Annotated in this window: 18 protein-coding genes; 10 read left to right on the forward strand and 8 right to left on the reverse strand. The window is 71.1% G+C overall.

The window, feature by feature from the left end:
- Positions 1-108: 108 nt before the first annotated feature.
- A complete protein-coding gene (locus tag AB0C96_RS24215) occupies positions 109-912 on the forward strand; it encodes an exodeoxyribonuclease III (RefSeq protein WP_362919804.1) in 804 nt (267 codons plus the stop codon).
- An 11-nt stretch (positions 913-923) separates the two neighbouring features.
- Here the strand turns inward: AB0C96_RS24215 and AB0C96_RS24220 are convergent, their stop codons facing one another.
- A complete protein-coding gene (locus tag AB0C96_RS24220; protein WP_362919805.1) occupies positions 924-1766 on the reverse strand; it encodes a MerR family transcriptional regulator in 843 nt (280 codons plus the stop codon).
- A gap of 214 nt (positions 1767-1980) precedes the next feature.
- Here AB0C96_RS24220 and AB0C96_RS24225 point away from each other — a divergent pair, with 214 nt between their 5' ends.
- From AB0C96_RS24225 to AB0C96_RS24240, 4 genes are all read left to right on the forward strand, one after another.
- Positions 1981-3507 carry an NAD(P)/FAD-dependent oxidoreductase gene (locus tag AB0C96_RS24225; protein ID WP_362919806.1) on the forward strand — a complete coding sequence of 509 codons (1527 nt, stop codon included), beginning with the start codon at positions 1981-1983 and terminating at the stop codon, positions 3505-3507.
- Positions 3504-4535, forward strand: coding sequence for an alpha/beta hydrolase (locus tag AB0C96_RS24230; protein ID WP_362919807.1), 1032 nt, complete (start codon positions 3504-3506; stop codon positions 4533-4535). The genes AB0C96_RS24225 and AB0C96_RS24230 overlap by 4 nt, the downstream gene beginning before the upstream one ends.
- Positions 4532-5413 (forward strand): SDR family oxidoreductase, encoded by an 882-nt coding sequence (locus tag AB0C96_RS24235; RefSeq protein WP_362919808.1) that lies wholly within the window; start codon positions 4532-4534, stop codon positions 5411-5413. The genes AB0C96_RS24230 and AB0C96_RS24235 overlap by 4 nt, the downstream gene beginning before the upstream one ends.
- A gap of 113 nt (positions 5414-5526) precedes the next feature.
- Positions 5527-5742, forward strand: coding sequence for a hypothetical protein (locus tag AB0C96_RS24240; RefSeq protein WP_362919809.1), 216 nt, complete (start codon positions 5527-5529; stop codon positions 5740-5742).
- Between the two features lie 90 nt (positions 5743-5832).
- Here the strand turns inward: AB0C96_RS24240 and AB0C96_RS24245 are convergent, their stop codons facing one another.
- Positions 5833-6459 (reverse strand): hypothetical protein, encoded by a 627-nt coding sequence (locus tag AB0C96_RS24245; protein WP_362919810.1) that lies wholly within the window; start codon positions 6457-6459, stop codon positions 5833-5835.
- A 343-nt stretch (positions 6460-6802) separates the two neighbouring features.
- Here AB0C96_RS24245 and AB0C96_RS24250 point away from each other — a divergent pair, with 343 nt between their 5' ends.
- Positions 6803-7672, forward strand: coding sequence for an XRE family transcriptional regulator (locus AB0C96_RS24250; RefSeq protein ID WP_362919811.1), 870 nt, complete (start codon positions 6803-6805; stop codon positions 7670-7672).
- Positions 7673-7746: 74 nt separating this feature from the next.
- On the opposite strand, the gene AB0C96_RS24255 is transcribed toward AB0C96_RS24250, so the two are convergent.
- From AB0C96_RS24255 to AB0C96_RS24275, 5 genes are all read right to left on the reverse strand, one after another.
- Positions 7747-11097 (reverse strand): S41 family peptidase, encoded by a 3351-nt coding sequence (locus tag AB0C96_RS24255; RefSeq protein ID WP_362919865.1) that lies wholly within the window; start codon positions 11095-11097, stop codon positions 7747-7749.
- A 145-nt stretch (positions 11098-11242) separates the two neighbouring features.
- Positions 11243-11791, reverse strand: coding sequence for a hypothetical protein (locus AB0C96_RS24260; RefSeq protein WP_362919812.1), 549 nt, complete (start codon positions 11789-11791; stop codon positions 11243-11245).
- A 56-nt stretch (positions 11792-11847) separates the two neighbouring features.
- On the reverse strand, positions 11848-13128 hold the full coding sequence (locus tag AB0C96_RS24265; protein ID WP_362919813.1) for a hypothetical protein: 1281 nt from the start codon (positions 13126-13128) through the stop codon (positions 11848-11850).
- A gap of 3 nt (positions 13129-13131) precedes the next feature.
- On the reverse strand, positions 13132-13875 hold the full coding sequence (locus tag AB0C96_RS24270; RefSeq protein ID WP_362919814.1) for an ATP-binding cassette domain-containing protein: 744 nt from the start codon (positions 13873-13875) through the stop codon (positions 13132-13134).
- A 65-nt stretch (positions 13876-13940) separates the two neighbouring features.
- The gene (locus AB0C96_RS24275; protein WP_362919815.1) at positions 13941-14339 is read right to left on the reverse strand and encodes a hypothetical protein; all 399 of its coding nucleotides are present in this window, start codon (positions 14337-14339) and stop codon (positions 13941-13943) included.
- 435 nt (positions 14340-14774) lie between these two features.
- Here AB0C96_RS24275 and AB0C96_RS24280 point away from each other — a divergent pair, with 435 nt between their 5' ends.
- The 4 genes from AB0C96_RS24280 to AB0C96_RS24295 all read left to right on the forward strand — a co-directional run bounded on the left by AB0C96_RS24280 (position 14775) and on the right by AB0C96_RS24295 (position 18723).
- Positions 14775-15899 (forward strand): energy-coupling factor ABC transporter permease, encoded by a 1125-nt coding sequence (locus AB0C96_RS24280; protein WP_362919816.1) that lies wholly within the window; start codon positions 14775-14777, stop codon positions 15897-15899.
- 1 nt (position 15900) lies between these two features.
- On the forward strand, positions 15901-16662 hold the full coding sequence (gene cbiQ / locus AB0C96_RS24285; RefSeq protein ID WP_362919817.1) for a cobalt ECF transporter T component CbiQ: 762 nt from the start codon (positions 15901-15903) through the stop codon (positions 16660-16662).
- Positions 16650-17423, forward strand: coding sequence for an ABC transporter ATP-binding protein (locus AB0C96_RS24290; RefSeq protein WP_362919818.1), 774 nt, complete (start codon positions 16650-16652; stop codon positions 17421-17423). Before cbiQ ends, AB0C96_RS24290 begins: the two co-directional genes overlap by 13 nt.
- A gap of 103 nt (positions 17424-17526) precedes the next feature.
- Complete coding sequence (locus tag AB0C96_RS24295; RefSeq protein ID WP_362919819.1) at positions 17527-18723, forward strand: serine hydrolase domain-containing protein; 1197 nt, start codon at positions 17527-17529, stop codon at positions 18721-18723.
- 138 nt (positions 18724-18861) lie between these two features.
- On the opposite strand, the gene AB0C96_RS24300 is transcribed toward AB0C96_RS24295, so the two are convergent.
- Positions 18862-19719, reverse strand: coding sequence for a DMT family transporter (locus tag AB0C96_RS24300; protein ID WP_362919820.1), 858 nt, complete (start codon positions 19717-19719; stop codon positions 18862-18864).
- Between the last annotated feature and the right edge of the window lie 108 nt (positions 19720-19827).

Here is a 19827-nt window from a genome sequence, read left to right on the forward strand (position 1 = left end):
GTGTTCAGCCGTGACAACGAGGGCGTCGCAGTGCACGTACACCTGGTATGGGAGCCTGACCCCTGGCCTGAGGGCAAACAAGAGGCCGGGAAGGGCTAGGCGAGTGTTTTGATCACGGTGACCTCTGTGAATGTGAACGGGCTGCGCGCCGCGGCCAAGAAGGGCTTCGTCCCGTGGCTGGCGGAGACCGCGGCCGACGTGCTGTGCCTTCAGGAGGTACGGGCCGAGACCGCCCAGCTCCCGGACGAGGTGCGCCGGCCCGACGGCTGGCACACCGTGCACGCCCCGGCCGCGGCCAAGGGCCGGGCCGGCGTCTCGCTCTACACCCGCCGCGAGCCGGACCGCGTCCAGGTCGGCTTCGGCTCGTCGGAGTTCGACGGCAGCGGCCGCTACGTGGAGGCCGACCTGCCCGGGGTGACCGTCGCCAGCCTCTACCTGCCCTCCGGCGAAGTGGGCACCGAGCGCCAGGACGAGAAGGAACGCTTCATGGCGGAGTTCCTCCCGTACCTGATCGACCTGCGCACGCGCGCGGCGGCGGACGGCCGCGAGGTCGTGGTCTGCGGCGACTGGAACATCGCCCACCAGGAGGCGGACCTCAAGAACTGGAAGTCCAACCAGAAGAAGTCCGGCTTCCTCCCGGAGGAGCGCGCCTGGCTCACCGAGGTCCTCGGCGAGGACCGCGGCGGCTACGTCGACGTCGTCCGCTCCCTCCACCCGGACACCGAGGGCCCGTACTCCTGGTGGTCCTACCGGGGACGCGCCTTCGACAACGACGCGGGCTGGCGGATCGACTACCACCTCGCCACCCCCGGCCTGGCCCGACGCGCGGTGAAGGCGTTCGTGGAGCGGGCGGCGGCGTACGACCAGCGGTGGAGCGACCATGCGCCGGTGACGGTGGCGTACGAGCTGTAGCGGCGCGGCGCCTATCCGGTCGTAGGCCCTTCCTCGTCGGGTACCGGCTCCGCGTCGTGCCCCTCCCGTAGCCATTCCTCCAGTTCCCGGCGGACCCGGCGGTCCATGGCCATCGAGAGTTCGGCTTCCAGCACGCCCTTGGAGAGCGGGCGGAGCCGCTCGACGGTCCGGGCGATGCGGTCCAGGTCCCGGGGGGTGGTCGGGGCGGTGGGGTCGAGGGCGTCGGTGAAGAGGTGGGTGCGGATGAGCGTGGTGAAGATGTCGGCGAGGGCGTCGGCGTGGGCGCGGACCTTGCGGCCCGCCTCCAGGACGGCGGCCAGCGGGATGCCGTTGTTGACCAGGTCGGTGGAGGCGTCCAGGAGGCGGCGGCTGATGTGGACGAACTCGTCGCCGTCGACGGCGAGATAGCCGATGTCGAGCGAGGTGGTCAGGTTCTCGGGGGTGATGTCCCGGCTGAAGTGGTCGGCGAGTTGCTCCGGGGTGAGGCGGACCGGGGTCTCCTCGGACCAGGGCGGGAGCAAGGGCGTGTGCAGGCCGAGGAGTTCGCCCACGTCGCGGCCCGTTTCGAAGGCGGAGAGGAGTTCGGCGATGCCGCCGAGGGTGTGGCCGCGTTCCAGGAGGGCGCCGATGGTGCGCAGGCGCGCCAGGTGGTGCTCGTTGTACCAGGCGATCCGGCCCTCGCGGCGGGGCGGCGGAATGAGCTTGCGTTCGCGGTAGAAGCGCAGCGTACGGACGGTGATGCCGGCTTCCTCGGCCAGCTCGGCCATCCGGAACTCGCGCGGGGGGCGCCGGCCGTCCCCGGGGGTCGCGGGCCCGTCCGTGGAGTTCTCGCTGGAGGTCTCGTTCGCTGCCACGGGGTCAGCCTATGCCGGGGGCGGGACGGCGATCCGCGGTGCAACCGGCGGTAACTTCCGGCCGTCCGACCCCTACCGCTCGGTACGTGGCTGCCCTACTCTCCCTGTGTGTTCAACTGTGCCAGTGATTGCTGGCGCGGTTGGCCGGTCCACGGTTGTCGGTGCGCCGTGGGCAGCACGGGCAGGGGAGAGCGTGGGACTCGGGAGGCGGCGGATGGCCGAGCGCGAACGTCAACATGTGCGGGTGGCGGTGATCGGATCGGGTTTCGGTGGCCTGGGGGCGGCGGTGCGGCTGCGCCGTCAGGGGATCACCGACTTCGTGGTCCTGGAGCGGGCCGACTCGGTGGGCGGAACCTGGCGGGACAACAGCTATCCGGGGTGCGCATGCGATGTGCCGTCGCATCTCTACTCCTTCTCGTTCGCGCCGAATCCGGAGTGGCCGCGGAACTTCTCCGGCCAGCCGCACATCCGCGCCTACCTGGAGCGGGTCACGGACACCTTCGGGCTGCGCCCGCACATCCGGTTCAACTCGGAGGTGCGCGGTCTGCGGTGGGACGGCGACGCACTGCACTGGGAGATCGACACCACGGGCGGTGCGCTGACCGCGGACGTGGTGGTGTCGGCCACCGGGCCGCTGTCGGACCCCAAGGTCCCGGACGTGCCGGGGATCGACCGGTTTCCCGGGAAGGTCTTCCACTCGGCGCGCTGGGACCACGACTACGCGCTGCGCGGCAAGCGCGTCGCGGTGATCGGAACGGGTGCCTCGGCGATCCAGATCGTGCCCGCCATCCAGCCGGAGGTGGCGCGGCTCACGCTCTTCCAGCGCACCCCGCCGTGGGTGCTGCCGCGCGCCGACCGCCGGATCACCGCGGTCGAGAAGTGGCTGCACAGCAAGGTGCCGGCGACCCGGGTCGCGCGCCGGGGTCTGCTGTGGGGCATCAGGGAGATGCAGGTCAGCGCCTTCACCAAGCGCCCCAATGAGCTGGGGTTGATCGAGCTCCTGGCGAAGAACCACCTCAGGAAGGCCGTCAAGGACCCCCGGATGCGGGCCGCGCTGACGCCGGACTACCGCATCGGGTGCAAGCGGATACTGCTCTCCAACACCTACTATCCGGCGCTGGCCCGACCGAACGTGGACCTCGTCCCGGCCGGGCTGAAGGAGGTGCGCGGCAGCACCCTGGTGGGGGCGGACGGCAGCGAGGCCGAGGTCGACGCGATCGTCTTCGGCACCGGGTTCCACGTCACGGACATGCCGATCGCACAGCGCGTCATCGGAGCCGACGGGACGACGCTGGCGGAGGAGTGGAAGGACGGGATGGCGGCGCTGCGCGGAGCCAGCGCGGCGGGCTTCCCGAACTTCCTGACCATCATCGGGCCCAACACCGGACTGGGGAACAGCTCGATGATCCTGATGATCGAGTCGCAGCTGAACTACATGGCGGACTTCCTGCGGCAGTTGGACGCCCTGGGGGGCAAGATCGCCCTGGACGCGCGGCAGTCCGCCGTGGAGGCGTGGACGCGGACGGTCCAGCGGCGGATGGAGCGGACGGTGTGGAACACCGGCGGCTGCGACAGCTGGTACCTGGACGCCAACGGGCGGAACACCACCGCCTGGCCGGGGACGACCGCGGAGTTCCGGAAGGCCACGCGGCAGGTCGACCTCGCCGAGTACGAGGTGGTGCGGCCACCGAAGGAACCGGCCGGCAGGTCCGCCGACGCGCGTGCGGAGGTGGCCGCATGACCCGCCGTCCCGGCCATGTCACCACGGGCCCCTACGCGCCGCCGGTACCGCGCAGGACGATGACCGTCACCTCGGCCGACGGCGCCCGGATCCACACCGAGATCCACGGGGCCGAGGACGCCCCGGCCGTCGTGCTGGCGCACGGCTGGACCTGCTCGACCGCCTTCTGGGCCCCGGTCGTCCGCGAGCTGGCCGCCGATCACAAGGTGGTCGTCTACGACCAGCGGGGACACGGGCGCAGCCCGGCGGTCCGGCCGGCCGGCCACAGCACCCATGCGCTCGCCGACGACCTGGTCGCCGTCCTGGAGGGGGCCCTTGAGCCCGGTGAACGCGCCGTGCTGGGCGGCCACTCCATGGGCGGCATGACGATCATGGCCGCCGCCGAGCGGCCGCAGCTGCGCGCACGGGCCGCCGCGGTGCTGCTGTGCAGCACAGGCCCCTCCGAACTCCCCGCCGAATCACGGGTGTTCCCCTTCCGCAGCCCGGGCGCCCGGCGCCGCGCGCACCGGCTGATGCTGCGCTCGCGCGCACCGCTCGGCCCCGTCTCGCCGCTCACCAGGAGCGCGCTGAAGTACGCCACGATGGGCGCCGGTTCCACCCCCGAGCAGGTCGAGGCCTGTGCCCGGATCGTGCACGCCTGCCCGACGGGCGTACGGGCGCACTGGGGCAGGGTGCTGGACAGCCTCGAACTGATCGGCGGGGTGGGCAGGTTGGAGATGCCGACCGCGGTCATCGCGGGCACCGCCGACCGGCTGACGCCGCTGGTGCACGCCCGACGGATGGCCTCCGTGCTCCCCGACTGCCGGGGGCTGACCGAGCTGCCGGGGCGCGGCCATATGACGCCGATCGAGGAGCCGGAGGCGGTCGTCGGCCGGCTGCGCGCCCTTGTCCAGGACCATCTGCGGGTGACCGGTGTCGACGGCGGACGGTCCGCCCACGGCCGCGCGACCCCTGACGACGATGCCCGGGCCCGCCGGGGCGAGCAGCACAAGGGCGACGAGCAGCACAAGAAGGAGAAGACGGCATGAGTGGCAGCAGGAGCCTGCAAGGGCAGGTGGTCGTCGTCACCGGGGCGGCGCGCGGGGTCGGTGCGCTGCTGGCCCGCAAGCTCTCGGTGCGCGGTGCGACGCTGGCGCTGGTCGGCCTGGAGCCGGACGAACTCGCGAAGGTGGCCGCCGGCCTGCACGGGCCGGCCCATCACTGGCACGCCGACGTCACCGACCACGAGGCGATGGCCCGGGTCGCGGGCGAGGTCAAGGACCGCTTCGGGAAGGTCGACGTGGTCGTCGCCAACGCCGGGGTGGCGACCGGAGGCCCGTTCGTCGACTCCGATCCGGTCGCCTGGAAGCGGGTCATCGAGGTCAATCTGATCGGCGGCGCGGTCACCGGGCGGGCCTTCCTGCCCGTCCTCATGGCGTCCCGAGGCTACTTCCTCCAGATAGCCTCGCTCGCCGCGATCACCCCGGCGCCGATGATGACCGCGTACTGCGCGTCCAAGTCGGGCGTCGAGGCGTTCGCGCACAGCCTGCGCGCCGAGGTCGGGCACAAGGGCGTACGGGTCGGCGTCGGCTACCTCAGCTGGACCGACACCGACATGGTGCGCGGCGCCGACCGGGACGACATCATGCGCGAGCTGCGCGCCCGGCTGCCCTGGCCGGCGAACAAGACCTATCCGCTGGGTCCCGCCGTCGACCGGATCGTCGCGGGCATCGAGCGCCGCTCCCCGCACGTCTACGGACAGTGGTGGCTGCGCGGGATGCAGTCGTTGCGCGGGTATCTGCCGGCGCTCATCGGGACGGTGGGGCAGCGCGAGGTGCGGCGGTTCGGCGACCGGTTGGAGGGGATGCGGATCGGCCTGGTCGGCGCGGGCGGGGAGGCCGACGAGAAGGCACGCGCCGGCCGTTGACGCCACCCCGCGCCTCACGGAGGGTAGCCATCCGTGATCGAAATGCGAGCAATGTCCGGGCGTGTCACGCTGGTCGAGGCCCAACCCCCCACACCCCACTAGGAGTGAACAGCATGGGCATCAAGGACCAGTTCCAGGACAAGGCCAACGAGCTCAAGGACCAGGCGCAGCAGGCCGCCGGCCGCGGCCGCGACGAGGCCCGCGAGCGTGGCCAGCAGGCCCGTGAGCGCGCCCAGCAGAACCGCGAGCGCAGCCAGCAGCAGGGTCGTCGGACCGCGCCGGACCCGATGGACGAGCTGCACGAGGAGCGGGACCGCTTCGAGAGCTGATCCGCCCGTCCTGAAACGTCCCGCGCGGTGACGTACGCGCCGTGCGGGTGGGGCGCACCCGGTCGACCGGGTGCGCCCCTTCGGCTCGGGTCAGCTGACGACCTTGAGCTTCGTCGGCCAGCCGTAGCGCCCGGCCTTGGCGAAAAGGTTCTTGATGTGCGTCGGGGTCAGCTTGATGCAGCCCAGCGAGTAGTAGTCGTTGGGACCGTCCCAGCGGTAGGGGTTGTCCCGGCCGGGCTGCCGGGCGCCCTGGGTGCCGTTGGGCTTCATCTCGCTGTGCACGAACAACTCGGTGCGCTTGGTCCGGCCGTTCTTGCACACCTTGTCCTGGAGCTGGATCGCGTACCCGTTGACGCCCCGGGGCCCGCCGTTGTGGTGCTTGGTGTGGCCCACCACCCGGTAGCTGCCGTTGGGCAGCCAGCCCTGCGCGCTGGCGCACTCGTTCTTGCCGTTGCGGCCGCCGTTGCCGGAGCCCGCGCGGTACTTGGCGAGGACCTTGTCCCGGGCGTGCGGGACGCTCTTCATCAGGTAGAGCGCCGAGTTGCTCGGGTTGCTCTGGTTCTTGTTGAAGTACAGGTACGTACCGCCGGCCGCGGCGGCCTGCGCGGCCCCGGGCGCCGGGTGGGCGGCCAGCGCGGGGGCGGCCTCGGAGGCGGCGATACCGCCGGCGAGGGTCAGTACGGCGGCGAGCGGAACGATCCGGTGACGGATGCGCATCGGAGCATCTCCCGTTGTGGTGTGGGTAGTTGGTGGCTTTTCGGTCGGCCCGGCCGGGGCAGCAACGACACTGCTGGGGTTGTCCGTGTCCGGCAAGGGGGAGACGGCGTCCCGGACAGGCTCGTGGTTGTCCGGGCAGGTCGGACGGCGGATACCCGGCGCTGTCCGGACCCCGGCCGGCCGCCGTCCGGGGTGACGGGAAGGGGTGTTGTGGTCGCCGCCGGACGGCGGTTCAATGGCGCGCATGACGCGCACGGGGGGAACCGGCGGTTTGTCTCCGCGGTCGGCGGGAGATCCGGCCGCACTGGTCGAGCTGATGCAACGGCTCAAAGAAAACTCGGGGTTGACCTATCGTCAGCTGGAACGGCGGGCCGCGGAGCGCGGGGAACCGCTCGCCCGCAGCACGCTCGCCGACGTGCTGCGCCGGCAGGCGCTGCCGAAGGCCGAGCTGCTCGCCGCCTTCCTCAGGGCGTGCGGCTGCGCGGAGGGCGAGGTCGCGGAGTGGCTGGCCGTGCGGCGGCGGATCGCCCGGGGCGCCCCGGGCGACGGCCCGGCGCCGCAGGCGGCCGCCGGGCCCGCTCCGGGCGACCCGGCGCCGCGCCCGGCAGGCGCCCGCCCATACCGCAGGCGGATGGTGTGGTCCGGGGCCGCGGTGCTGGGTGCGCTGGCGCTCGGCGTGGGCGTGCCGCTGCTGACCGGGGACGGCGGGAGCGGGCAGCCCGAGGCGGCTGCTGCCGCACCGCTGCCGACCGGCGAGGTCCTCATCCGCCCGCTGCGCTCCCCCGACCTGTGCCTGACCGACGGCCGGGTGCTGCGGGCGCACGCGTACCGCACGGTCGCCGTGCAGCGGCCCTGTGCCCAGGCGGTGCCGCCGCGTACCCATCTGACCGCCGCGGGACGCGACCGCCACCGCATCGAGTGGACCCATCGCGACCACGGCACGGGCTGCCTGGTGGTGCTCCGCGAGGAGGCGGTGGCGGGGCTGCTGGAGCCGTGGGACGACTGCACCGCGGCCGGGCTGTTCCATGTCGAGGCCGTCGACGGCCGGGCGGGCACCGGTCAACCGGTGTACCGGCTCCGGCTGACCGGTCCGGGTGGCGACGGCGACCGCCCCCGGTGCGTCACCCTCAGCGGTGCCGGGTCCGGCGTCGCGGCGCTGGTGCGGCCCTGTAGCGGCGCGGACGACCAGAAGTTCCTGGTCGGCCCGGCCTGACCGGCCGCGCCTCGGGGTCCGTCCGAGGGGTCATGGCCGGGTCCGACCCTGACTCGTCGGGCAGACCGCGAGGGTCAGGCCCCGGCCGCCTCGGCCGCGCCCCCGCTGCGCGGCGGCAGCGCCGGCCGCCGCCGGTCCGGCACGTCCGACAGGTCCGGAGGCGTCGCCGCCGGGTGCCGCTCCAGCAGCTCCAGCGCGGTCCGCACCGCCACGCCCAGCGTCGGGTGCCGGCCCTCGGCCCAGTGCAGCGGCGAGCGCAGCGCCTCGATGTCGACCTCGACGCCGTGGTTCTCCACGCCCCACCCGTAGAGCCGGAACCACGCCGCGTTCATCGGCACGGTGATCGTGGTGCCGTCGGCGAGCCGGTGCCGGCCGGTCATCCCGACCACCCCGCCCCAGGTGCGCATGCCGACCACCGGGCCGATGCCCTGGAGTTTGAAGGCCGCGGTGATCATGTCGCCGTCGGACGAGGTCATCTCGTCGGCGACCGCGACGACCGGGCCGCGCGGGGCGTTGCCGGTGTACGAGACCGGCTCGGCGTCGCGGGTCAGGTCCCAGCCGATGATGGTCCGGGTCAGCTTCTCGATCACCAGCTCGGAGATGTTGCCGCCGGCGTTGCCCCGTACGTCCACGATCAGCGCGGGCCGGGCGACCTCCTTGCGCAGATCGCGGTTGAACTGCGCCCAGCCCGAGCCGCCCATGTCGGGGATGTGCAGATAGCCGCACCTGCCGCCGCTCAACTCCCGTACCACGGCGCGGCGTTTGGCGACCCAGTCCTGGTAGCGCAGCGGCCGCTCGTCGACCAGTGGGACCACCGCGACCCGGCGGGCGTGCCCGTTGCCGTCCGGCGAGGACGGCGGGGAGAACGTCAGCTCGACGGTGGTGCCGCCGGCCGCGGCCAGCAGCGGGTACGGGCCGGTCGCCGGGTCCACCCGGCGGCCGTCGACATGGGTGAGCGCGGAGCCCTCGCGGATGCCGGTACCGGCCAGCGGGGAGCGGGCCTTGGAGTCCGAGGACTCGCCCGGCAGGATCCGCTGGACGATCCAACGGCCGTCCCGGCACACGAAGTTGGCGCCGAGCAGGCCCATCGCGCGCTGGTAGTGCGGCGGCCCCTCGTTGCGCCGGGCGCCGGCGACGTAGGCGTGCGAGGTGCCCAGTTCGCCCAGCACCTCGCGCAGCAGGTCGGCGAACTCGTCGGGGGAGGCGACCCGTTCGACCAGGGGCCGGTACTGGGCCAGCACCCCGTCCCAGTCGATACCGCACATCCCCGGGTCCCAGAAGTACGCCCGGATGATCCGGCCCGCCTCGTCGAACCCCTGCCGCCACTCCGCCCCCGGATCGACGTCGTGCAGGATGCGCCGCAGGTCCAGGTAGACGGTGGAGTCGCTGTCCGACGGCTCGGTCGCCGGGATCGCGCGCAGCTCGCCCTCGTCGTTGACGACCAGCCGGGTGCCGTCGCCGCTGAGTGCGAACCCGTCCAGGGAGCTGGTGAGTTCGGTGCGCCGCGCCTTGGTCAGGTCGAAGTGTTCGAGGGTGGGCTTGCCCGAGGTGTTGTCGGGGTTGGCGAAGGTCTCGCCCAGCGCGCCGGAGATCGGCCAGCGCAGCCACACCAGCCCACCGCCGCTGACCGGCTCCAGGGAGGAGTACTTGGACGCCGCCACGGGGAACGGCGTGACCCGGTTCTCCAGCCCCTCCACCTCCACCAGCACCGTCCCCTCCCCGCCCGGCGGAGGATTCTCGTCGGGGTCCAGGCCGCCCGCCGCGGGCCGCCCCTCCGGGGACAGCGCGAAGGGGGACGGGGTGGCCGACGACAGCGGGACGAGGTGCGGGCGGCACCCCAGCGGGAAGGACAGGTCCCCGGTGTGCACGTCGTAGACCGGGTCGAAGCCCCGCCACGACAGGAACGCCAGGTAGCGCCCGTCCCGCGTGAACACCGGCTGCTCGTCCTCGAAGCGCCCGTTGGTGACGTCCACGACGTGCCGGTCGGCGAGCCGGGCCATCTTGATCTGCCGCAGCGACCGGCCGATGCCCGGGTGCGACCAGGTCAGCCAGCGCGAGTCCGGGGAGAACGCCAGGTCGCGGACCGGCCCGTTCGTGGAGCGGATCAACTCGGTCACCCCGCCGGGCCCGGCGGCGTCCTCCGCCGCGCTGCGGTCCTCCTCGGTCGACCCCTCGTCCGGCCGGGTCACGTCCACCAGCAGCAGCCGGCCGTCGTGCGTGGCCACCGCCAGCCGTTCCCCGTCCGGCGAGGAGGCCATCTCGTGGACCCGGCCCAGTCGACCGGCCGCCAGTCGGCGCGGCTCGCCCGGTTCGCTGGCCCGCGGCAGATTGGTGATCTCGACGGCGTCCTCGCCCTCGGCGTCGGTGACGTAGGCGATCCGGCCGCTGGAGCCCAGCATTTCGGGCAGCCGGACGCGGACGCCCGGGGTGTCGTGGATCGTCCGGGCCGGGCCGTCGCGGTGGGTGAGCCAGTACAGGCTGCCGCGCACGCCGACCGCGCTGGCCCGCCCGGTGGCGTCCACCGCGAGCGAGGTGACGTGGGAGGCGGCCGGGACCTGGTAGCCGCGGCGGCCGGTCCGCGGCCCGCCCAGCCGCACCGCCAGCCTGCGCGGCGCCGCGCCCGGACTCAGGTCGTCGACCAACCAGACGTCGCCGGCGCACTGGTAGACGATGCGTTCCCCGTCGGTCGACGCGTGCCGGGCGTAGAAGTCGGCGTGATCGGTGTGCCGGCGCAGACCGGTCCCGTCCGGCAGACAGGAGTACACATTGGCGATGCCCTCGTGGTCGGACAGGAAGGCGATCCGTCCGTCGACGAACATCACCGAGTCCAGATGCCCCCGCAGATCCGGCAGCAGCCGGGTCCCGTGCAGCCACATCCTGCCCATCGCGCCGCCCCGGTAGCGCTTCCAGGAGGCGGGTTCGTGCGGCGGTTTGCCGGTGAGCAGCAGCGTCTTGTGCTCCCCGTCGACGTCGGCGACCGCGATGTCGGAGACCGGCCCCCAGGGCAGCTTCCCGCCCGGACCGGCGTCGGTCGGCAGCTTGTACGCCCACGAGTAGTACGAGAACGGCTGGCCGTGCGAGGACACGGCCAGGATGTGCCCGTCCGGCGTCCATCCGCACACCCGGGCGTCCGTGCTGCCCCAGTACGTCAGCCGGCGTGCCGGGCCGCCGTCGACCTCCGCGAGGTGCACCTCGGGGTCGAGGCTGCGCCAGCTGGTGAAGGCGATGTGCCGGCCGTCGGGGGAGAAGCGGGGGTGGCCGACCCGGGTCCGGTCGACGGTCAGCCGCCAGGCGCGCCCGGGCTCCTGCCCGTCCGGGGCGAGCGGGGCCACCCACAGGTCGTCCTCGGCGGTGAAGCAGAGCAGATCGCCGTGCAGATGGGGAAATCGCAGGTACGAGCCGGGCGGAGCGGGCGCGACCGGCATGCGGCGCAGCCGTCCGGTCGGCTCGGCGGCAGACGGTTCCGGGCGCGGCCCGAGGCCCTCGGGTGCATCGCTCACCCGTCCATGGTTTCGGGCGCAGGTGGGGGTGGCAACTTGGGCTGGCGGTTCTCGGCCGTGGCGGCGACGCTCACTGGTGAGCGTCGCCGGCGACCAGCCGGCTCGGCTGGTCGCGATGCGACAGGGCGACACCTGTGCCGAGTAGCGCAAGGGCCAGGACCGCTGCCGACGTTGAGGTCGCGCTGTCGATCGGCCAGGCCCATGGCTGAGGCGTACCGGTCGCGTCCAGTCCCAGGAACGTACACAGGAACGGAAAGCTGACCGTCACGATCGGCGCGACCCGGGCACCGAAGGCCCAGCGCATCACCAACGCGAGCCCTGCATAGCCCGCCAGATTTCTGGCCAGGCCGAGACCGGAGGGATCGTCGTACGACGCGTACTGCACCAGCCCGAATGTGTAGCCCGCCGCCACGCCGCACACCACGAGTACCGAGTTCATCCACGAAATACGGCGTACCGCCACACCCTGGCCCGCTTTTGCCCCCCTTTCCAGCCCCAGCAAGAGGCAGATCGTGGGCGCCAGAGGAAGCAGGAGCGGCACGGGAACCGGGAAGGTGTAGCCGCCTATGGAGCTTGGCAGGGGGACGGATGACGAATGGGATACGAAGGCGAGTCCCATGCTCAGGATGAGAATCCCCACGTAGGGACCCACCCATTGGACCCGGAACCACCAACTCACGGAACTTCCTTCATCTGGGCTGCGGAAGGAGCTTTGGGTTCCAGCAAGGGCGCGGTGGAACAGCTATAAGTGCTGGCCAGGTTGTACCTGTACCAACTGAGCTGATCTTGTTTGGGGAGTTTTCTCGTGCTGCTGGCCAGGGCAAGCGCTTCGGAATCCACGCCTCCGCGCGAGAGCTCCTGCGCACTCATTCCTCCCGCGAGGGACAGCCAGGCCTGGAGTGGTTTGTACGCGTCAGCGCCCGGATAGCTCCCGTCCTGAGCGCAACGGGGCAGAGAGTGGGAAATCATGCCGCCGGCGATGGTGAGGGGCATCTCTCTGGTCGAGGTGCGAGCGTCCAGGTCGAGTCGAACCGAGGGCGAAGGATTGCCGCTCGTGCTGAGGGTGCCGGGTGGGTGAAGGCCGGCTGTGCGCAGTGCCTGATAGGTCGACCTGGCGCTCTCCAGGATTTCCTGACGCTTGTCCTCCTGCTCCGGAAAGAGGCACAGTTGGGGTGCGTTTCCTTCGCACCGGCTGTCGGAGCGGTCCACTCCGGGAATCGCCGTCATATGGTGAACCATGGCAACGCCACCGTAAATTCCGCCAGATATCACGGTGAGTGCCATTACCACGGTGAGGATGCTTCGACCGAGGTGAACGAGGAGCAGACAGGCGAGAATAACACAGCCCATTAGGATCATGGGCGTCATGATGGCTCGTATGTCCAGCGTCTGGTTCACCGAACAGCAATTATTGATCCCGCCGCCGGTGAGGTGGCGAAGCCAGAACGGTTCCATCGCGGGCGGATACGCCATGGCCATGTAGCTCACCGCAATGGCGAGGGGCAGCGCGACGGCGTTCGGCAGCGAGAGGCCAAGTACATATCCGCCGAACGAGTAGCCGATGATCGATACCAGCCACATGGCCGGGAGCAGGGTAATGCTGGAAAAGAAGGGAAACCATGATCCGGGGTAGAGGAGCAGAACCGCAAGCGCCATTCCTGTCGCACCCGCGGCAAACACCGGGAGCAAGGAGTTAAAGGCGATGCGGAGGGCGGATCTGGCCGGCGCTCCCTCGTGAGTTCTGGCCGATTTCGCCCGATGTCCCTCCCATGCGCCGCAGGCTGCACATATCGGCGCTACCAGGAAAAGTAGGTGGCTGGCTTTGCTGATGCTCGTGGACCAGTATCCATTAACATAAGCCAACTGCTGGCTCTCTACCTGCCAAAACACCAGCGGGAGTGCCACGATGAAGCCGTAAAGCGAGGCCGAGGAGCGCATATGGCGAATCCAGGGCATGTCTCAATCATCTCCGCTAATGATGTTTCCGTATGCGGACTCGGCTTTACGCTCCGCGGGTGTGTTCGGATCCGCGTGGGCCAGGAAATCCGATACCGAGTCCTGATGGACGCGTCGCCCGTCACACAGCACAATCACGGAATCGAAAATATCGGCCAGATCCTCGGTCTGATGCGTGGAGATCACCACTTGAACATCATTCGCGAGCCCTTCGATGACTTTCCGGAAGGATCCGCGCTGGGCGGGGTCGAGTCCCGCCGTAGGCTCATCCAGCAGAACGATGTCGGCTCGATGGACGAGTGCCTGAGATATCCCCAGCCGCCGCAGCTGGCCACCTGACAGTTGGTGGCTGGGCCTTTCGCTGAGGTCCAGCAAGTTCATGCGGGACAGGGCGGACCTGGATGCTGTCCATGCCTCAGCCTTGGAGAGCCCCTTGAGCCATCCTGCATAGGCGACCTGTTCCCGAACGCGGAGGCCGGGCACCGGAGTGACTTCTTGCGGCAACCAGCCGATGCGCGTGCGCCACTCCCGGCGGTGCTTCCGGTGGGAGGTGGTGATGTGACCGAATTCGATTCGGCCACTCCATGGAGCGTGGATGCCTGCGGCCAGCTTCAGTAGGGTCGATTTCCCTGCGCCGTTGGGGCCGAGGAGTACTGAACTGTCGCGATCGATTTCCAGATCGAAACCGGAAAAGATCGGCCTGCCCTTGCGGTAACCAAAAGTGCAGTCTTTGAATATCAGGTTCATTGCCCTCTTCGGCGACCGGGGAGGGCGGGCGAGCCGCACCCTCCCCGGTGCACGTCTCATGTGTTTCAGCGGCCGCTGATGACCGTCAGCTTCTTAATCTTCAGCGTGCTGCCGTTGTCGAGCTTCTCAAGTACGTAGTACCACGTGTCGTCCCGCGACAGCGCAAAGTGGCTGGTGTGCGTGTTGCACTTGTTCGTGAACCTGTCGAGCAGGGGGTCGGGCGCCATGGAGACGTCGTTCCGCTGGGCGATTTTCGCCGACTTGAACCCACCAGAATTAGTGGAGCAGCCGTCGAGGTTGATGAGTTGCCAGGCCGGCCCGTGGTGGTCGAAGAAGCGACGGGTTTCCTTGCCTTCCCCCCAGGAATGGTTGTTGGACTCCCACGCATACGCCGGTGCGGTGGTGACCGCCAGCGCCGCCAGCGCGCCCGCGGCGAGAGCAGTGACGTTCTTGGATATCCGCATCAAATATCCTCTCTCTTCCCCCATGAGGGAGTACGGATACGTCCGGGTTGAACCCCGGATCGAACACAAGTGTTTCATGTGAAAGTTTTCATGGTCAAACGATAAGTCTTCCGCTTGAGCCCGCTCAATGTAATTAATGCGCGTTTGTCCGATTTTTTGCGCTTGATGGTTCTTTGATTGGTTTCCCTGTTCTTGCTATGGAGGGGCGGGGAATTTCGACCGCGGCATTACGAACCCGTCTTCCCGGTAGCCCGGTCGAGTCGAGCGGCCGTTCCACCGTCCGGGCCGGAGAGGTCATGGAGGGTGCTGCCAGTCGCTGGCGCCCTGGTGGTTACCGCTCTGCGCCGCTGGTCCCGCATGTGGGGCGCTCTTGCAACTTCCTTGCAACAGGCCCCACCATTGCCGGGTTACAGAGCCTGGAGCGGAGAACCCGAGATGCACGTACCCGATGGATTCATCAATGCGCCCGTGTCGGTCGCGACCGGTGCGGTCGCCGCCGCCGCGGTCGCGGTCAGCCTGCGCGGCGCCCGGCGCGAGCTGGCGGGTACGGGGCAGGGCATCGGGGCCGGCGCGGAGCGGACGGCGCCGCTGGCCGGGCTGGTCGCGGCGTTCATCTTCGCCGTGCAGATGCTGAACTTCCCGGTCGCCGCCGGCACCAGCGGTCACCTGCTGGGCGGGGCGCTCGCCGCGATCCTCGTCGGCCCGTACACCGGGGTGCTCTGCGTCTCGGTCGTGCTGCTCATGCAGGGCGTGCTGTTCGCCGACGGCGGGCTGACCGCGCTGGGCGTCAACATCACCGACATGGCGATCGTGACGACCGTGGTGGCCTACGCCCTCTTCCGCGGACTGGTGAAGGTCCTGCCGCGGCGCCGCCGTTCGATCACCCTGGCCTCCTTCGTCGCCGCACTGGTCTCGGTCCCGGCCGCCGCCGTCGCCTTCACCGCGATCTACGCCCTGGGCGGGACCACCGACGTGCCGATCGGCAAGGTCTTCACCGCCATGGTCGGCGTGCACCTGCTGATCGGCATCGGCGAGGCGGCGATCACCGCGCTGACCGTCGGCGCCGTCATCGCCGTACGACCCGACCTGGTCCACGGCGCCCGCGGACTGACCAAGCCGCTGGAGCTGCGCACCTCACCGCCGGCGACCCCGGGCGTCGCCGCGCCGGTCGCCGCGACCACCGCCGCGCCGCAGGCCGCCCCCGCGCCGGCCGCCCCGCGCCGCTCCGCCCGCCGCGTCTGGCTGGCCGGGCTCGCCGCCGCCCTGGTGTGCGCCGGCGGCATCAGCTACTACGCCTCCACCAGCCCCGACGGCCTGGAGAAGGTCGCCCACGACCAGGGCATCGACACCAAGACCAAGGGCCACGCCACCAAGGACTCGCCGCTCGCCGACTACAGCGTCAAGGACATCGCCGATCCGCGGCTGGCCGGCGGCCTCGCCGGTGTCATCGGGGTAGGCGCCACGCTGGCCGTCGGGACCGGGGTCTTCGTCGTCCTGCGCCGCCGCCGCACCGCCGATGCGCGGCCGGCCGTCGGAGCCTCCGCGGCGGAGAACGTCTGACATGGGCGCCGGCCATGCCCACAAGCTCTACCGGCACGCACACTCGCCGGTGCACGCGCTGCCCGCACACTGCAAGATCGCCGCGGTCTTCTGCTTCGTCCTGATCGTCGTCTCCACCCCGCGCGAGGCGGTCTGGGCGTTCGGGCTCTACGCACTGCTGATCGCGGCCACCGCCGCGGCCGCCCGCGTCCCCGCCGGATTCCTCCTCAAACGGCTGCTGATCGAGGTGCCGTTCGTCGCCTTCGCCGTCCTGATGCCGTTCGTCGCCGAAGGCCCGCGGGTCCACGTCCTCGGCCTGGCCCTGAGCGAGTCCGGCCTCTGGGGCGCCTGGAACATCCTCGCCAAGGGCACCCTGGGCGTCGCCGCGTCGGTGCTGCTCGCCGCCAGCACCGAACTGCGCGAACTCCTCCTCGGCCTCCAGCGGCTGAAGATGCCCCCGCTGCTCGTCCAGATCGCCTCCTTCATGATCCGCTACGGCGACGTGATCACCGACGAGATGCGGCGGATGCGGATCGCCCGGCTCTCCCGCGGCTTCGAGGCGCGCGGTGTACGCCACTGGGGCGTGCTCGCCAAGTCCGCCGGCGCGCTGTTCATCCGCTCCTACGAGCGCGGCGAGCGCGTCCACCTCGCCATGGTCAGCCGCGGCTACACCGGCACCATGCCCGTCATCGACGTCGCCACCGCCACCCGCACACAATGGACCCGCGCGGCCGCCCTCCCGCTCGCCGCGTTCGCCGTCTGCCTCCTGGGATGGACCCTTTGAGCACCACCACGCCCGCCCCCTCGCTCGCCGTCTCCGGCCTCGCCTACGCCTACCCCGACGGCCACCAGGCGCTGTTCGGCGTCGACCTGACCGTCGCCCGTGGCGAACGCGTCGCCCTGCTCGGCCCCAACGGCGCCGGCAAGACCACCCTTGTGCTGCACCTCAACGGCATCCTCGAAGCGGGCGCCGGCAGCGTCGCGGTGGCCGGGCTGCCGGTCGCCAAGGAGAACCTCGCGGAGATCCGCCGCCGGGTCGGCATCGTCTTCCAGGACCCCGACGACCAGCTGTTCATGCCCACCGTCCGCGAGGACGTCGCCTTCGGGCCGGCCGCCGCCGGCCTGCGCGGAGCGGAACTCGACGCCCGCGTCACCGAGGCGCTCACCCGGGTCGGCATGGCGGACTTCGCCGACCGCCCCCCGCACCACCTCTCGTTCGGCCAGCGCCGCCGGGTGGCCGTCGCCACCGTCCTGGCCATGCGCCCTGAGATCCTCGTCCTGGACGAGCCGTCCTCCAACCTCGACCCGGCCTCCCGCCGCGAACTCGCCGACATCCTGCGGTCGTTGGACGTCACCGTGCTGATGGTCACGCACGACCTGCCGTACGCGCTGGAGCTCTGCCCGCGCTCGGTGGTGCTCTCCGGCGGCGTCCTGGTCGCCGACGGCACCACCCAGGACCTGCTCTGCGACGAGGAACTGATGCGGAGCCATCGGCTGGAGCTGCCCTTCGGCTTCGACCCCCGGTCGGTGACCGTCCCCCGGTGACGTGCCCCCACCCCGTTCCCCTGTGACGAACGCCACGGGCCGCCGCCCTGGTCATCAGCACCGATCCGCGCGTTGCACCATGGATGGGTCACGAAAGCGACGGATGAGTGGGAAGCGGGAGACAGTGGTGGACGTCCAGGGCACGGTCGAGGACGGCTTCGAGCCGGTCCGGGACGCCTTCGCAGCCAACTTCACGCGGCGCGGAGAGCGGGGGGCGGCGGTCGCCGTCTACCGGCACGGGCGGAAGGTCGTCGACCTGTGGGGCGGCACGAAGGACGGGGACGAGGGCGCGACCGCACCGTGGGAGGCCGGCACCGCCCAGGTGATCCGGTCCGCGACCAAGGGCGTCGCCGCCGTCGTCCCGCTGCTGCTGCACCAGCGCGGACTGCTCGACCTGGACGCTCCGGTCGGCACGTACTGGCCCGAGTTCAAGGTCGCCGGCAAGGAGCGGGTGCTCGTCCGCCACCTCCTCTCCCACCGCGCCGGCCTGCCCGTCCTGGACACCCCGCTCACCCCCGCCCAGGCCATCGACGGCGCCAGCGGGCCCGCGGCGGTCGCCGCCCAGGCCCCCGCCTGGGAGCCCGGTACGGATCACGGCTACCACGCGCAGACCTACGGCTGGCTCATCGCCGAACTGGTGCTCCGCGTCACCGGACGCACCCTCGGCGACTGGCTCGCCGAGGAGATATCCACCCCGCTCGGCCTCGACCTGTGGATCGGCCTCCCGGAGGCGGAACGGTCCCGGGTGGGCCGCATCGCCGCCGCCGAGGCACCGGCCGCACCCGCCTCCGTCGGCCTCCGCGTCCGCCCGAAGCGGTCGGTCGCCGATGCGTACGCCGACCCCACGTCCCTGACCAGCCGCGCCTTCGGCGCGATAGCGCCGGCACCGGACGAGAACGCCCCGGCGTACCGGGCCGCCGAACTCCCCTCCTCCGGGGGCATCGCCACCGCCCGCGCCCTGGCCCGCTGTTACGCGTCCCTGATCGGCCCGGTGGACGACCACCCCCGCCTCTTCGCGCCCGCGACCCTCACCCTGGCCCGCACCGAGGAGTCCGCCGGCCTCGACCGCACCCTCCTGCTCAACACCCGCTTCGGCCTCGGCTTCATGCTGCACGGCCCCGCCTCGCCGCTGCTGGCCCCCGGCTCGTTCGGACACCCCGGCCGCGGGGGCGCGCTGGCCTGCGCGGACCCCGAGAGCGGAGTCGCGTTCGGCTACGTCACCAACGGCATGCAGCGCAACGTCACGGCGGATCCGCGGGCGCAGGCGCTGTTGCGATCCGTTGCCCACGTTGCCGGCTGACCCGCCGTGGGTGTTGCTGTGCGTTTTTCCCCGCCTTCGGCGGGAGCGGGTGGCAAACCCCTCCGCCGAAGGCGGGAAAAACTCACAGCAACCCGTACGGCGGGCCAGTCAAAAACGTGGGAGTTCAGCCATGCGCAGCTAATTGCGAAGAATGAGGCCGATGCCGATCACCATCAAGCCCGCCGCAGCGATCCGCGGTGCGCCGAAGCGTTCCTTGAAGAAGAGGGTGCCGATCGCAGCGCCGACGATGATGGAGGACTCGCGGAGTGCGGCGATGGGGGCCAGTGGGGCGCGGGTCTGGGCCCACAGGACCAGGCCGTAGGCGAAGACGGACAGGACGCCGCCGGTGAGGCCGCGGACCGCGATGGGGCGGAGTTCGGTGAGGAGTTGGCGGCGGCGGACCGCCAGCGCGTAGGAGGGGATGACGATGCTTTCGAGGATCATCAGCCAGGCGATATAGCCGAGGGGGGTGCCCGAGGCGCGTACGCCGAGGCCGTCGACGGTGGTGTAGGAGGCTATGGACAGGCCGGTGGCGAGGGCGGCGATGATGGCGGGCCAGTGCGGCCGGGAGCTCTCGGTGCCTCCCGTGCGGATGCCCCAGAGGGCCACGCCGACCAGGCCCGCGGAGGCGAGCGCCACGCCGGCCAACGCCCAGGCGTGGGGGACCTCGTGGACGAAGACGGCCGCGAGGACGGTGACGACGAGCGGGGCGCTGCCGCGGGCGATGGGGTACATCTGGCCGAAGTCGCCCAGCCGGAACGACCGCATCAGCAGCGCCTGGTAGACGATGTGCAGGACGGCGGAGGCCAGGAGGTAGGGCCAGGCGCCGGCGGCGGGCAGTGGCGTGACGACGGCCAGCACCACACCGCACACCGCACCGCCGCAGCCCACCAGCGTGAAGGCCAGCAGTTGGTCGCGGATGCCGTGGGCGATGGCGTTCCAACTGGCATGGGTGAGCGCGGCCAGCAGGACGGCCGCGACGACGAGCGGGGTCATGCGGAACGCTTGCGCGGGTCGGCGGCGAAGCGTTTGTGGGCCGGTGAGTCGCCGCTCTGTGCGGCGGGCGCGGAGTCGGTCATGGCCCGCACGCTAGCGAAAGGTGTA

Origin of the sequence: Streptomyces sp. NPDC048506 (assembly GCF_040651315.1) — a bacterium.
GTDB lineage: Bacteria > Actinomycetota > Actinomycetes > Streptomycetales > Streptomycetaceae > Streptomyces.